We start from the raw sequence: 13,389 nt of genomic DNA, 5'->3' as shown, positions 1-13,389 counted from the left end.
CTGGAGGACCGAACCCACTAACGTTGCAAAGTTAGGGGATGACCTGTGGCTGGGGGTGAAAGGCCAATCAAACTCGGAGATAGCTGGTTCTCCCCGAAAGCTATTTAGGTAGCGCCTCGGACGAATACTACTGGGGGTAGAGCACTGTTTGGGCTAGGGGGTCATCCCGACTTACCAACCCCATGCAAACTCCGAATACCAGTAAGTAATATCCGGGAGACACACGGCGGGTGCTAACGTCCGTCGTGAAGAGGGAAACAACCCAGACCGCCGGCTAAGGTCCCAAAGTTCTGGTTAAGTGGGAAACGATGTGGGAAGGCTCAGACAGCTAGGATGTTGGCTTAGAAGCAGCCATCATTTAAAGAAAGCGTAATAGCTCACTAGTCGAGTCGGCCTGCGCGGAAGATGTAACGGGGCTCAAACCAGGCACCGAAGCCGCGGATTCACGCTAAGCGTGAGTGGTAGGGGAGCGTTCTGTAAGTCTGCGAAGGTGTATCGAGAGGTATGCTGGAGATATCAGAAGTGCGAATGCTGACGTAAGTAACGATAAAGGGGGTGAAAAGCCTCCTCGCCGGAAGACCAAGGGTTCCTGTCCAACGTTAATCGGGGCAGGGTGAGTCGACCCCTAAGGTGAGGCCGAAAGGCGTAATCGATGGGAAGCAGGTTAATATTCCTGCACGACTTGTAATTGCGATGGGGGGACGGAGAAGGCTAGGTGGGCCAGGCGACGGTTGTCCTGGTGAAAGTGCGTAGGTGGTGTTTCTAGGCAAATCCGGAGACACAACACTGAGACACGAGACGAACGCACTACGGTGCGGAAGCCATTGATGCCCTGCTTCCAGGAAAAGCCTCTAAGCTTCAGATTACAAGTCATCGTACCCCAAACCGACACAGGTGGTCGGGTAGAGAATACCAAGGCGCTTGAGAGAACTCGGGTGAAGGAACTAGGCAAAATAGTACCGTAACTTCGGGAGAAGGTACGCTCTTGTTGGTGAAGTCCCTTGCGGATGGAGCTGACGGGAGTCGCAGTGACCAGATGGCTGGGACTGTTTATCAAAAACACAGCACTCTGCAAACACGAAAGTGGACGTATAGGGTGTGACACCTGCCCGGTGCCGGAAGGTTAATTGATGGGGTTAGCGCAAGCGAAGCTCTTGATCGAAGCCCCGGTAAACGGCGGCCGTAACTATAACGGTCCTAAGGTAGCGAAATTCCTTGTCGGGTAAGTTCCGACCTGCACGAATGGTGTAACCATGGCCATGCTGTCTCCACCCGAGACTCAGTGAAATCGAATTCGCCGTGAAGATGCGGTGTACCCGCGGCTAGACGGAAAGACCCCGTGAACCTTTACTACAGCTTGGCACTGAACATTGAACCTACATGTGTAGGATAGGTGGGAGGCTTTGAAGGCGTGACGCCAGTTGCGCTGGAGCCGTCCTTGAAATACCACCCTTGTATGTTTGATGTTCTAACGCAGGGCCCTGAATCGGGCTCGCGGACAGTGCCTGGTGGGTAGTTTGACTGGGGCGGTCTCCTCCCAAAGAGTAACGGAGGAGCACGAAGGTTGGCTAATCCTGGTCGGACATCAGGAGGTTAGTGCAATGGCATAAGCCAGCTTAACTGCGAGACGGACAGGTCGAGCAGGTACGAAAGTAGGTCATAGTGATCCGGTGGTTCTGAATGGAAGGGCCATCGCTCAACGGATAAAAGGTACTCCGGGGATAACAGGCTGATACCGCCCAAGAGTTCATATCGACGGCGGTGTTTGGCACCTCGATGTCGGCTCATCACATCCTGGGGCTGAAGTCGGTCCCAAGGGTATGGCTGTTCGCCATTTAAAGTGGTACGCGAGCTGGGTTCAGAACGTCGTGAGACAGTTCGGTCCCTATCTGCCGTGGGCGTTGGATGATTGAAGGGAGTTGCTCCTAGTACGAGAGGACCGGAGTGAACGAACCTCTGGTGTTCGGGTTGTCACGCCAGTGGCACTGCCCGGTAGCTAAGTTCGGAATCGATAACCGCTGAAAGCATCTAAGCGGGAAGCGAGCCCTGAGATGAGTCATCCCTGACCCCTTGAGGGTCCTAAAGGGCCGTTGGAGACCACAACGTTGATAGGTGGGGTGTGTAAGCGCGGCGACGTGTTGAGCTAACCCATACTAATTACCCGTGAGGCTTAACCATACAACACCCAAGAAGTGTTCGAAGGCTTGTAGCAGATACCGAGAACGAATAACAAAATCAGCTTTTTCAGATTGAAGATTTTGCCTGGCGGCAATAGCGCAGTGGAACCACCTGACCCCATGCCGAACTCAGAAGTGAAACGCTGTAGCGCCGATGGTAGTGTGGCATTCGCCATGCGAGAGTAGGACACTGCCAGGCACCCAATTAAACGGTGATGTGAAAGACATAACCGGCTGCGAGGATGAGACCTCATCAAGAAGCGGCAAAAGATTTAGCGAAAGCTAACCGAATGCGGAGCGGTAGTTCAGTCGGTTAGAATACCGGCCTGTCACGCCGGGGGTCGCGGGTTCGAGTCCCGTCCGCTCCGCCACTAAATTGAAAGGCCTTCCCTCACGGGAAGGCCTTTTTGCTATCTGGCTTTTGCAAACGGGATGAGGAAACAAGAGACAACCGCCAGGGCTGCGACTTGCCACTGGCAACTTGGTCCCTGTCTGTTGTCCTTTGTGCTTGAGCCGGACTCTGTCCGTCTCCCCGTCCGCTCCGCCACTAAAAGAAGCCCAGTCGAAAGACTGGGTTTCTTTGGTTTGCTTCCCTCTGTATTACCTCTCCTCCCTCTTTTATATCCTGCTGATTTATCACGTCATGGGCGTTGTGCCTCAAGGCTTTCCATCAGGGATGGGGTTCGTCATACAATGCGCCTTTGGTGTCAGATGAGAGTCCCCCTATGTTTTGTCCGCGTTGTGGTTCCGGAACGCTGCAACAACGCAGCGAGAAAGAGTTTGCCTGTGGCTGTGGTTTTCACTATTTCCAGAATGTGGCGTCGGCCGTGATGGTGGCACTGTGCTGGCAGGACGAGCTGCTGGTCGCGGTACGGGCTCGGGATCCAGGCCGGGGCTTGCTGGATCTGCCGGGCGGCTTCGTCGATCCCGGTGAATCGCTGGAGGAAGCCTTGGTGAGGGAGCTCAAGGAGGAGCTGGGACTGGATCTGGCAGGTGAGACGCCGCGCTACCTGGGCTCCTATGCCAACGTCTATCCCTATGACGATGTGATCTATCACACCAGCGATACCGTGTTCTTGCTGGAGTTGGCGCACAAGCCTTTGGTGGTGGCGGCCGATGATGTGGCCGCCTGCGAGTGGCGCAAGCTGGCCAGCATTGCCCCCGCAGAGTTTGCCTTTCGTTCTACCGGCAATGCCATCGGTCAATTGCAGCGGCTACGGGGCTAACCGATAGCTGTGATGACAGGGCGGAGCAGTTAGCCCGGCAAATGGAGGGTGACGATCAGGCCACCCTCTTCGCCGTTTCTGGCGTCGACCCGCCCGCCCTGGGCCTGGATGGCCTTGCGGGTGATGGCAAGGCCCAGCCCATAGCCCTTGCCTGCGGCGGGGGAGCCGATCCGCACGAAGGGATCGAAGATGCTGGAGAGCTTGCTCTCATCCACCCCCATCCCCTGATCCGCCACCTCGATGACGAACTCGCTGCCCTGGTGCATCAGGGTCAGGTGGATGCACTGGCCCGCCTGCGAGAAGCGCAGGGCATTGCGCAGCACGTTGTCGAGGGCCCGGCGGATCAGCTCCGCCTGTCCGCAGACCGTGTACTCCCGGGTTTCATCCACCCAGGTTTTTATCTCGACCCCCATGTGCTGCGCCTCGTAGCGGGCATCGCTCACCACGGCGTCGACCAGCCCCTGCAGATCGTAATACTCCTCGCCGTCCCGCTCGCCATGGCCGGCACGGGTGAGGGTCAGCAGTTCGCCGATCATCTTGTCCATGCGATGGGTCTCGAGCTGGATCCGCTCGAGGGAACCCTCGATCCTGGCCGGATCCTGCTGGGCAAGACCGATGGCCAGTTGCAACCTGGCAAGGGGGGAGCGAAGCTCATGGGAGACGTCGTGCAGCAGCTGCTCGCGGCTCTCCACCAGCAGTTGCAGCCGTTCGGCCATGGCATCGAAGTCGCGGGCCGCATCGCTGATCTCGTCGTGGCGCCGCCGCATGGCGGGGTAGAGGCGCACTGCCAGATCTCCCTGGGCGAGGCGTGCGAACCCCTGTCGGAAGCGGTTCATGGGACGGGTCAGGTGCCAGGCGAGCAGGGCACTGAAGAAGAGGCCGCCAAGCCCGCCGATCCACCACATGGGGGGCGGCATGTTGAGCCAGTTGCGATGGGGCTGGGGCGGGGCCAGCAACTGCTGCAGGCCGGCGCCGTCATAGTCAAGCCGATAGCGCTGGCCATCGGCCCCCAGCAGGATGCGGCCGCCCAGCGTCGTGGCTGGCTCTGTTGTGATCGGTTCAAGCTGCAGCAGCCTTCGCTCTCGGGCCGGCCAGCTGGCCTGCAGGGCTGCGACTGCAGCCGGTCCCTGTCGCTGCAGCAGGCTGGCGGCCGCCTCCAGCTGGCGTTCGGCCAGCTGGTTGGCCATGCGCTGCTCCGGCGGCCCTTCGTGGCGATAGAGGCTGAACGCCACCCACAGCAGCTGGCTCATCATGATGATGGTGAACCAGAAGCCGAACAGGATCTTCCAGAACAGGCGCCCCTTGAGGATCATGCCAGCCGGTATCCTATGCTGCGCACCGTCTCGATGCCGATGGCGTCCCCCGCCAGGGCCTGCAGCTTCTGGCGGATGTTGCAGATGTGCACGTCGACGCTGCGATCATAGGGCTCGCGTGGGCGGCCCAGCCCATGCAGGGAGAGCTCATCCTTGCTGACCACCCGCTCCGGCGATCGCAGCAGCAGCTCCAGCAGGTTGAACTCGGTGGCGGTCAGCTCCAGCGGCTGCGTTTGCCAGTGGCACTGACGGGTGGCGGGGGAGAGCACCAGCTCGCCAAGGCGCAGGCCCTGCTCTTTGCCCGGATTGGCGGGGGCAGGCTCGACCCGGCGCAGCACGGCCCTCAGCCTGGCCACCAGTTCCCTCGGGTAGCAGGGTTTGGGCACATAGTCATCGGCCCCCATCTCGAGCCCGATCACCCGATCGATATTGTCCCCCTTGGCGGTGAGCATGATGACGGGGATCCGGCTGTCGCGGCGGATCTGGCGGAGCACCTCGCTGCCGTTCAAGTCGGGCAGCATGATGTCGAGCACCACGGCGGCATAGTTGCCGGAGAGGGCGTGCTGCACGCCGCTCTTGCCGGTCAGCACATGGGTGGTGGCAAAGCCTTCGCCGCCCAGGTATTCGCTCAGCATGGTGCCAAGCTCCAGATCATCGTCCACCAGCAGGATCTTCATCGCTCTTCTCCGTCTCGGGTTGGCGCCATTTTCCCGTGTCCGTCTCCGCCTGACAGCTGCTTTTACGCAATCCTTACACTGCCCTGCAAGAGGCTTAACCGGACATTGGAGTAGATTGCCCGGGTCTGTTTCATCCTCTGTTTTAGCCAAGGATATCCGCGATGACCCCTGTCCGTCTTCTCGTTGTTCGCCTGCTGCTGCCCGCCCTGCTGCTGTTCGGCGCCGGCTGGCTGTGGCTGCCTTCCACGGCGGCGCCGGCAGCCGCCTATATCACGGCTTCGGTCGAGCGGCGGGATCTGGAGCAGAGCGTGCTGGCCGACGGCACCCTGCAGGCCCAGAAGCTGGTGAGTGTGGGGGCCCAGGTATCGGGGCAGATCAAGGCGCTGCATGTGGCACTGGGGGACGAGGTGAAGCAGGGCGATCTGCTGGTCGAGATCGACGATCTCACCCAGCAGAACGCCCTCAAAGATGCCGAAGCCGCCCTCGACAACGTGCAGGCCCAGCTGGCCTCGCGCCGGGCAACTCTGCGCAACAACCAGCTGGTCTTCGAGCGTCAGCGCAAGGTGCTGGCTCGGGGATTGGGCAGTCAGGCCGACTACGACAGCGCGGAGGCGACCCTGACGGCCACCCGTGCCGACATCCGGGCGTTGACGGCGCAGGCGGTGCAGGCCCGCATCGCGGTCGATATCGCCAAAGTGAATCTGGGCTACACCCGCATCGTCTCCCCCATGGCGGGCACCATAGTGGCGATCCCGGTGGAGCAGGGGCAGACGGTCAACGCGGTGCAGAGTACCCCGACCATGGTCAAGGTGGCGCGGCTCGACACCATGACGGTGGAGGCGCAGATCTCGGAGGCGGACGTGATCAGGGTGAAGACAGGACTGCCCAGCTATTTCACCGTGCTGGGAGCGCCCGAGCGGCGCTACCAGGCCAGCCTGCGCGCCATCGAGCCCGCCCCCGACACCATCAACGACGACACGACCAGCAGCAGTTCGACCAGCACGGCCGTCTACTACAACGGCCTGTTCGAGGTGGAAAATCCGCAGCGGGCCCTGCGCATCGGCATGACGGCCCAGGTGCACATTGTGCTGGCGACCGAACGCAACGCCCTGGTGATCCCGGCCATCGCCCTGAGCGAGGGGCGGGTACAGGTGGTGGATGAGGGCGGTCGCCCGCAATGGCGGCAGGTGAAGGTCGGCCTCAACAACAAGGTGGATGCCCAGATCCTGGACGGGCTGGCGGAGGGGGAGGCCGTGGTGGTGAGCCAGTTGACGGCCCAGCACCAGCAGAGCGGGCGGATGGGTCCGCCCATGGGGATGTGATGATGAGAGAACCACTGCTGCAACTGAGCGGTATCCGCCGCCATTTTGGCGACGGGGAGCGGCGCGTCGAGGTGCTCAAGGGCATCGACCTGACCATAGCGCGGGGCGAGATGGTGGCCATCGTCGGCGCCTCCGGCTCCGGCAAGTCAACCCTGCTCAATATTCTGGGCTGCCTCGATCAGCCGAGCGAGGGTGACTACCGGGTGGCCGGACGGGAGACGAGCCGGCTGGCGGCCGATGCGCTGGCGACCCTGCGCCGCGAGCACTTCGGCTTCATCTTTCAGCGCTACCACCTGCTGGGGGATCTCAGTGCCCGCGACAACGTGGCGCTGCCCGCCCTTTATGCCGGGTTGGCCGGCGATGCGCGCAAGGCGCGGGCCGAGAGCCTGCTGCAGCGGCTCGGGCTCGGCAGCCGGCTCGACTACAAGCCGAGCCAGCTCTCCGGCGGCCAGCAGCAGCGGGTCAGCATTGCCCGCGCCCTCATCAACGGCGGTCAGGTGATCCTGGCGGACGAGCCGACCGGCGCCCTCGACAGCCAGAGCGGGGCCGAGGTGCTCGGCATATTGAATGGGCTGCACCGCGAGGGGCATACGCTGGTGATCGTGACCCACGACATGGCGATCGCCGAGCAGGCCGAGCGGATCATCGAGCTGAAAGATGGCGAGGTGGTGGCCGATCGTCGTCATGAGCCGGCACAGCCGCTTCCCGCGCACATTGGGTCCCGGGTCGGCGAAGGGGCGCGTGGCGGTCTGGCCGGGCGGCTCGGCGCCGCCTTCAAGATGGCGCTGCTGGCCATGCAGGCCCAGCGCATGCGCACCTTCCTCACCATGCTCGGCATCATCATCGGCATCGCCGCCGTGGTGTCTGTGGTGGCGCTCGGGCGCGGATCCCAGCAGCAGGTACTGGCCAATATCAATGCCATGGGCACCAGCACCCTGGAGATCTTCCCCGGCAGCGGCTTCGGCGATCGGCGGGCCGAGGCGGTCCAGACCCTCAGGGTGGAGGATGCCGACGCCCTCGCCGGACTTGGTTATGTGCACAGCGTGACCCCCAGCCTGGCCACCAGCGTCACCCTGCGCCGGGGCAGTCAGGCGGTACTGGGTTCGGTGAACGGGGTGGGGGAGCAGTTCTTCCAGGTGCGCGGCTATCGACTGCTGCAAGGCATGCTGTTCGATGCCACCAGCGTGGCCGCTCTGGCGCAGGAGGTGGTGATCGACGAGAACAGCCTGGCGCGCCTGTTTGCCGCGGGGGAGTCGCCGCTCGGTCAGGTGATCCTGCTGGGTAGCCTGCCGTGCCGGGTGATCGGGGTGGTGGCCCGCAACCAGAGCGGCTTTGGCAGCGACGAGAACCTCAATGTCTGGATCCCCCACACCACGGCCATGACGCGGATGCTGGGCCAGAGCCACCTGCGCAGCATCAGCGTGCGGGTGCAGGACGAGGTGGCGCTGGCCGCCGCCGAGGATGGCATCAGCCGCCTGCTGCGCGAGCGTCACGGCGCTCAGGATTTCTTCGTGCTCAACACCGACAGCATTCGTCAGGCGATCACCAGCACCAATGCCACCCTGACTCTCTTGATCGCCATGATTGCGCTCATCTCCCTGGTGGTGGGAGGCATCGGGGTGATGAACATCATGCTGGTGTCGGTGAGCGAGCGCACCCGCGAGATCGGCGTGCGGATGGCGGTGGGGGCCAGAACCGGCGACATACTGCAGCAGTTCTTGATCGAGGCTGTGCTGGTCTGCCTGTTGGGCGGGGCGGCCGGGGTGCTGCTCTCCCTGCTGGTCGGCGTCTTGTTCGAGCACTTCAGCAGCCAGTTTACCCTGAGCTATTCCCTGGACGCCGTGCTGATGGCTTTCTTCTGCTCGAGCCTCATCGGCGTGCTGTTCGGCTTCTTCCCGGCGCGGCGGGCGGCGCGGATGGACCCCATCCACGCCCTGGAGCGGGAGTAGGCACTCTCTTCGGCGCCCGCTGCGCCAACCCATTCGCCGGCGTTGCCGAGGGCTCATCCCGCCCCCGGCGGCGCGGCGAATTGGCCGGACGGCATCCCGTGTCAGTCCGGCAGCCTGAACCGTGTCATCGACGTGACACAGCCTGCTCTGCGCGGGTTTTCAACCGGGCCCCTGGCCCGGTTCTTTTTCCCATGCGAAAAAAAGGCGCCACCCGAGGGGGACGCCTGAAAGGTCAAACCTTGCGGTTTGCGGACCAACGGAACCAAGATTTCACACACATCACACTCTCAGCACTTCGCAGGTTCAGCCCTGCCACTTGCCTCCTTCCACTATCACGTCGTTCGGATCGGTATCGGCGCTTAAGTGTTCGCGCACATACTGGTCGTAGAGTTTCAGCAGGTACTTCTCTTCCCCCAGCTTGGCGAGACGGTCGTTGACCCAGTCACGCAGCTCGATATTGCCCTTCTTCACCGCCGGCGCTATGGGGTCTTCCGAGCCCAACTTCTCGGGCAACACCCGATAGCCCGGGTTCTCCTTGGCCCAGCTGAAGAGCACCAGGTTGTCCTGGGCATAGGCGTCGCCACGGCCCTGGGCCAGCGCCTGCAGGGATTCGGTGTTCTTCTCGAACTTGAGCACCTTCCACTCCGGGTGGTTGCGGGTCAGCCAGATGTCGGCCGTGGTGCCCGTGGTGACGATCAGGGTCTTGTCCGCGAGATCGTTCAGCCCCTTGGCGGCGCTCTTCTCCGGCACCAGCACCTGCACCGCGACCTTGAGGTTGGGGTTGGTGAAGTCCACCACCTGCCGCCGCTCCGGGGTCACCGTCATGTTGGCGAGGATGAGATCCACCTTGTCGCTCTGCAGGAAGGGGATGCGACTGGCGGGCTCCACCGCCACGAACTCGACCTTGTTCTCGTCCCCCAGCAGATCCTTGGCGAAACGGCGACCGAGATCGGTATCAAAGCCGACGTAGTTGCCCTTCTCGTCCACATAGCCGAAGGGGGGCTTGTCGGTGAAGACGCCGACGATGAGTTTGTCCCGCGCCTTGATCTTGGCGAGGGAGCCGTCCGCCGCATGGGCGGCGCCGCTGGCGAGACCCAGTCCCAACAGGGCACTGAACAGAACCGAGGTGATCTTTTTCATGCTGACTCCTTTCGTTTGATGACATTTGTATAAGAAAACTTGGCGAGGAACTGGCGGGCACGCTGGCTGCGCGGGTGCTCGAAAAATTGATGGGGGGCGGCCTGCTCCAGAATGTGGCCGCCGTCCATGAAGACGATGCGATCCGCCACCGCCTGGGCGAAGGCCAGCTCGTGGGTGACGATGAGCAGGGTCATGCCACTGCCGGCGAGATCGCGGATCACCTCCAGCACCTCCTGCACCATCTCGGGATCCAGCGCAGCGGTCACCTCGTCAAACAGCATCACCTGCGGGTTCATGCACAGGGCCCGCACGATGGCGATGCGCTGCTGCTGGCCGCCGGAGAGCTGGCGCGGATAGTCGTGGCGCCGCTCCCACAGGCCGATGCGGGTCAGCAGCTGTTCCGCCTGCAGCAGGGCCTCCTGCCGCTCTCGTTTTTGCACTTGAAGGGGGCCGAGCAGCACGTTCTCCAGCACCGTCAGGTTGGGGAAGAGGTGATAGCTCTGGAACACCATGCCGATGCGTTGTCGCAGCCGCTGCCAGTCGGTATTGCCATCCAGCAACTCTCCGTCGAAGCGAATCTCGCCCCCCTGAATGGGTTCGAGCCCGTTGAGGGTGCGCAGCAATGTGCTCTTGCCGCAGCCGCTCGGCCCCAGGATGACGATCACTTCCCCGGCGTGCACAGTGAGGCTGACCTCATCCAGTACCCGGTGTTGGCCGAATTGTTTGCTGACAGCATTGAGCTCAAGCAGAGGTGTCATACCGCATTACCCCATTGTTGCTCCAGCCGGCGCGAGGCGAGCGAGAGCGGATAGCAGACCAGAAAAAAGAACAGGAACAGCAGACCGTAGATGAGCAGCGAGCCATAGGTGCGCTCGATGATCTGCTGGCCCACCTTGATCACCTCCACCACCCCGATCAGCACCGCCAGCGAGCTGGTCTTGATGATGCGGGTGTAGATGTTGATGGTCGGCGGCGTCAGCCGTTGCAGTGCCTGAGGCAGCAGCACGTGGCGATAGAGCTGCCAGCGGGAGAGCCCGAGCGCCAGGCCGGCCTCCTGCTGACCACGGGCGAGGGAGTTGAGGCCGCCGCGCACCACCTCTCCCACCTCGCTGGCGCCCCACAGGGCCAGCACCAGCACGGCGCACCAGAAGGCCGGGATATCCAGGCCAAAGAAGATCGGCAGCCCGAAGAAGAAGAGGTAGAGCCAGACCAGCACGGGCACCACCCGAAACAGCTCCAGATAGACTCGCAACACTACCCGCGTCAGCCTTCCCCCTTGCTGGGCCAGCACGCCGTAACCGACCCCGCCCAGGGTGGCTAACAGGATGGCCAGCAGCGAGATGGCGAGGGTCTGACCCGCGCCCACCGCCAGCAGTGGCAGCGCCTGCGTCAACTGTTCAGTGACCGGACTGGCCATAGCGATCCCTCCTTTCTTGTGCATGGATGGTGAATGACGGTGGTAGAGGGCAGATAAGTGCCCACATCAGGATCCTCGTCCGCATCCGCGATTCAGTGACCGAACTGACCATATTGATCCCTCCTTTCCTGCGCCTCGGTGACGAGTGACGGTGGCAGCAGGAAGGTAAGTGCCCACATCGGGATCCTCGCCTGCATCAGCGATTCAGTGACCGAACTGACCATGTTGCAGCCTCCTTTCAACGACGCGCAGGGCGAGCGACAGCGGCAGAAAGATCAGCACGCACATCAAGGTCAGTACCGCCAGCATCTCGTAGGTCTTGTAGTAGAGGGCGATGTAGTTCTTGGTGGTGTAGAGCAGTTCCGGCACCGCCACCGCCGAGGCCACCGTGGTCTCTTTCAAGAGGAAGATGAAATTGGCAAACAGCGCCGGCAGGCTGGCGAGCCAGGCCTGGGGCAGCTGCACGTGGCGTAGCAGTTGCCAGCGGGAGAGGCCGATGGCCCGCCCCGCCTCCAGTTGGCTGGGGGGGATTGCCTGAACGCCTGCCCGCAGCGCCTCGGTCAGGTAGCCGCCGCCGAGGAAGGTCATGGCGATCACCGCCGTGGCAAAGCCCGACAACGACAGACCGAGCGCCGGCAGCCCGAAGTAGAGAAAGAACAGCTGGATCAAGAGCGGCGTGTTGCGGGCCAGCTCCACATAGGCGCGGATCACCCTGTTCAGCCAGGGCCGATGCAGGCTTTGCAGCGTCACATTGAGCAGCGCCACGGCGAGCGAGGTGAGGATCACGATGGCGCCGAGCTGCAAGGTGACCCAGACCGATTGGCCGAACGCCGGCAGGGTGGTGAGGACAAAAGACCAGTCGAAGCTCATGCCGGGATCCTCCCGTCGCGGCGCAGCCGCTGGGGCACGACCGTGATGGCGTCCGGGTACTTGATGCCGGCACCAGTGTTGAGTACCACCACCCGCTCGCCCCCCTGGATCCAGCCCGCTTCCCGCAGCTGGCGGGCGGCGGCGAAGGCGGCCGCCCCTTCCGGGCAGACGAAGCAGCCCTCCTGGGAGGCGAGTTGACGCAGCTCGCGCTGGATGGCGCCATCTTCCACCGCGACGGCGCAGCCCTCGGTGCGATAGAGGGCGTCCAGCACCAGAAAATCCCCCAGCGCCTTGGGCACGTTGATGCCGAACGCCAAGGTCTGGGAGTCGGGCCAGAAGCGCGATTCGCGCTCCCCCTGCTGCCAGGCCTGGACGATGGGGGCGCAGCCGCTCGCCTGCACCGCCACCAGGCGCGGCAGCGGCCCCTGCACCCAGCCCAGCTCCTGCAGTTCCCGCAGCGCCTTGTAGATGCCGATGAGACCGACGCCGCCGCCGGTGGGGTAGAGGATCACGTCCGGCAGGGTCCAGCCGAGCTGCTCGGCGATTTCAAACCCCATGGTCTTCTTGCCCTCGATGCGATAGGGCTCCTTGAGGGTGGAGGCATCGAACAGCCCCTGCTCGGCCACCGCCTCGGCCACTTGGCGACCGGCGTCGCTGATGAGGCCGTCCACCAGATAGAGGCGGGCACCGGCCAGGGCGCTCTCCAGTCTTGTGATGGCGGGGGCCGCCTGCGGCTGGACTATGGTGCTGAGCAAGCCGGCGCGGGCGCCGTAAAGTGCCCAGGCCGCACCGGCGTTGCCGTTGGTGGGCATGGCGAAGTGGGTGACGCCGAGTTCACGGGCGCGGGAGACGCCGACCGCGGCGCCGCGGGCCTTGAAAGAGCCGGTGGGGGTGAGGCTCTCATCCTTCATCCAGAGATCCGGAATGCCGACCTGCTTGCCGAGGCGCGGCAGCGGCAACAGCGGGGTGAAGCCTTCCCCCAGGGTGACCACCTGGGCGGGGTCGCGCACCGGCAGCAGCTCGTGGTAGCGCCACAGGCTGGCGGGGCGACCCAGCAGGGCGGCCGGATGCCAGGCCTGCTTCAGGGCCTCGAGGTCGTAGCTGGCCAGCAAGGGGGCGCCGACCGGGCTCAGCTGCTGGGGCTGATCGGCATCCACAACCTCGCCGGTCTTGCTGCAACGCAGATGTGATAGGTAGCTGTACGGCATGCTTTATCCTGAATGAGTCGAGATGGTCAGTCGCTTATTCCATCCTGTGACCCAAGTGCCGGATAACAAACAAAATAAACTGGCAAACCT

Annotated in this window: 10 protein-coding genes, 1 tRNA gene and 2 rRNA genes (1 of these 13 cut by a window edge); 6 read left to right on the top strand and 7 right to left on the bottom strand. The window is 63.0% G+C overall.

Going from position 1 to position 13,389, the window contains the following annotated elements; genetic code table 11:
- The 4 genes from I6L38_RS15450 to I6L38_RS15435 all read left to right on the top strand — a co-directional run.
- Positions 1 to 2,178 (top strand): 23S ribosomal RNA (locus I6L38_RS15450); it begins 711 nt to the left of the window's first position.
- 83 nt (positions 2,179 to 2,261) lie between these two features.
- Positions 2,262 to 2,376 (top strand): 5S ribosomal RNA (gene rrf, locus I6L38_RS15445).
- A gap of 95 nt (positions 2,377 to 2,471) precedes the next feature.
- Positions 2,472 to 2,548 (top strand) — tRNA-Asp (locus tag I6L38_RS15440).
- A 354-nt stretch (positions 2,549 to 2,902) separates the two neighbouring features.
- Complete coding sequence (locus I6L38_RS15435) at positions 2,903 to 3,403, top strand: NUDIX domain-containing protein (protein ID WP_201885365.1); 501 nt, start codon at positions 2,903 to 2,905, stop codon at positions 3,401 to 3,403.
- Between the two features lie 29 nt (positions 3,404 to 3,432).
- Here I6L38_RS15435 and I6L38_RS15430 read toward each other — a convergent pair whose 3' ends face one another.
- Together I6L38_RS15430 and I6L38_RS15425 are read right to left on the bottom strand one after the other, a co-directional pair.
- The gene (locus I6L38_RS15430) at positions 3,433 to 4,716 is read right to left on the bottom strand and encodes an ATP-binding protein (protein WP_201881442.1); all 1,284 of its coding nucleotides are present in this window, start codon (positions 4,714 to 4,716) and stop codon (positions 3,433 to 3,435) included.
- Positions 4,713 to 5,393 carry a response regulator transcription factor gene (locus I6L38_RS15425; RefSeq protein WP_042008917.1) on the bottom strand — a complete coding sequence of 227 codons (681 nt, stop codon included), beginning with the start codon at positions 5,391 to 5,393 and terminating at the stop codon, positions 4,713 to 4,715. Before I6L38_RS15425 ends, I6L38_RS15430 begins: the two co-directional genes overlap by 4 nt.
- A 161-nt stretch (positions 5,394 to 5,554) precedes the next feature.
- On the opposite strand from I6L38_RS15425, the gene I6L38_RS15420 reads away from it, so the two are divergent.
- Positions 5,555 to 6,715, top strand: a complete 1,161-nt coding sequence (locus I6L38_RS15420; protein WP_216988685.1) for an efflux RND transporter periplasmic adaptor subunit — start codon at positions 5,555 to 5,557, stop codon at positions 6,713 to 6,715.
- Between the two features lie 2 nt (positions 6,716 to 6,717).
- Positions 6,718 to 8,664 (top strand): MacB family efflux pump subunit, encoded by a 1,947-nt coding sequence (locus tag I6L38_RS15415; RefSeq protein ID WP_367273689.1) that lies wholly within the window; start codon positions 6,718 to 6,720, stop codon positions 8,662 to 8,664.
- A 303-nt stretch (positions 8,665 to 8,967) separates the two neighbouring features.
- Here I6L38_RS15415 and I6L38_RS15410 read toward each other — a convergent pair whose 3' ends face one another.
- From I6L38_RS15410 to I6L38_RS15390, 5 genes are all read right to left on the bottom strand, one after another.
- Positions 8,968 to 9,804, bottom strand: coding sequence for a transporter substrate-binding domain-containing protein (locus I6L38_RS15410; protein ID WP_139398077.1), 837 nt, complete (start codon positions 9,802 to 9,804; stop codon positions 8,968 to 8,970).
- Entirely contained in the window at positions 9,801 to 10,562 is a 762-nt protein-coding gene (locus I6L38_RS15405; RefSeq protein ID WP_216988684.1) for an amino acid ABC transporter ATP-binding protein, read from the bottom strand. The genes I6L38_RS15410 and I6L38_RS15405 overlap by 4 nt, the downstream gene beginning before the upstream one ends.
- Entirely contained in the window at positions 10,559 to 11,221 is a 663-nt protein-coding gene (locus I6L38_RS15400) for an amino acid ABC transporter permease (RefSeq protein WP_043170473.1), read from the bottom strand. Before I6L38_RS15400 ends, I6L38_RS15405 begins: the two co-directional genes overlap by 4 nt.
- Positions 11,222 to 11,425: 204 nt before the next feature.
- Positions 11,426 to 12,091, bottom strand: a complete 666-nt coding sequence (locus I6L38_RS15395) for an amino acid ABC transporter permease (RefSeq protein WP_201881436.1) — start codon at positions 12,089 to 12,091, stop codon at positions 11,426 to 11,428.
- The gene (locus tag I6L38_RS15390; protein WP_201881434.1) at positions 12,088 to 13,299 is read right to left on the bottom strand and encodes a threonine synthase; all 1,212 of its coding nucleotides are present in this window, start codon (positions 13,297 to 13,299) and stop codon (positions 12,088 to 12,090) included. Before I6L38_RS15390 ends, I6L38_RS15395 begins: the two co-directional genes overlap by 4 nt.
- Between the last annotated feature and the right edge of the window lie 90 nt (positions 13,300 to 13,389).

Source organism: Aeromonas sp. FDAARGOS 1408, from assembly GCF_019048665.1.
GTDB lineage: Bacteria > Pseudomonadota > Gammaproteobacteria > Enterobacterales > Aeromonadaceae > Aeromonas > Aeromonas dhakensis.
This window is presented reverse-complemented; position numbering and strand designations above follow the sequence as displayed.

Bases quoted from the DNA above. Each gene is read 5' to 3' on its own strand.
- I6L38_RS15425 (WP_042008917.1), bottom strand. From the start codon at position 5,393: ATGAAGATCCTGCTGGTGGACGATGATCTGGAGCTTGGCACCATGCTG.
- I6L38_RS15430 (WP_201881442.1), bottom strand. From the start codon at position 4,716: ATGATCCTCAAGGGGCGCCTGTTCTGGAAGATCCTGTTCGGCTTCTGG.
- I6L38_RS15410 (WP_139398077.1), bottom strand. From the start codon at position 9,804: ATGAAAAAGATCACCTCGGTTCTGTTCAGTGCCCTGTTGGGACTGGGT.
- I6L38_RS15405 (WP_216988684.1), bottom strand. From the start codon at position 10,562: ATGACACCTCTGCTTGAGCTCAATGCTGTCAGCAAACAATTCGGCCAA.
- I6L38_RS15400 (WP_043170473.1), bottom strand. From the start codon at position 11,221: ATGGCCAGTCCGGTCACTGAACAGTTGACGCAGGCGCTGCCACTGCTG.
- I6L38_RS15395 (WP_201881436.1), bottom strand. From the start codon at position 12,091: ATGAGCTTCGACTGGTCTTTTGTCCTCACCACCCTGCCGGCGTTCGGC.
- I6L38_RS15390 (WP_201881434.1), bottom strand. From the start codon at position 13,299: ATGCCGTACAGCTACCTATCACATCTGCGTTGCAGCAAGACCGGCGAG.
- I6L38_RS15420 (WP_216988685.1), top strand. From the start codon at position 5,555: ATGACCCCTGTCCGTCTTCTCGTTGTTCGCCTGCTGCTGCCCGCCCTG.
- I6L38_RS15415 (WP_367273689.1), top strand. From the start codon at position 6,718: ATGAGAGAACCACTGCTGCAACTGAGCGGTATCCGCCGCCATTTTGGC.
- I6L38_RS15435 (WP_201885365.1), top strand. From the start codon at position 2,903: ATGTTTTGTCCGCGTTGTGGTTCCGGAACGCTGCAACAACGCAGCGAG.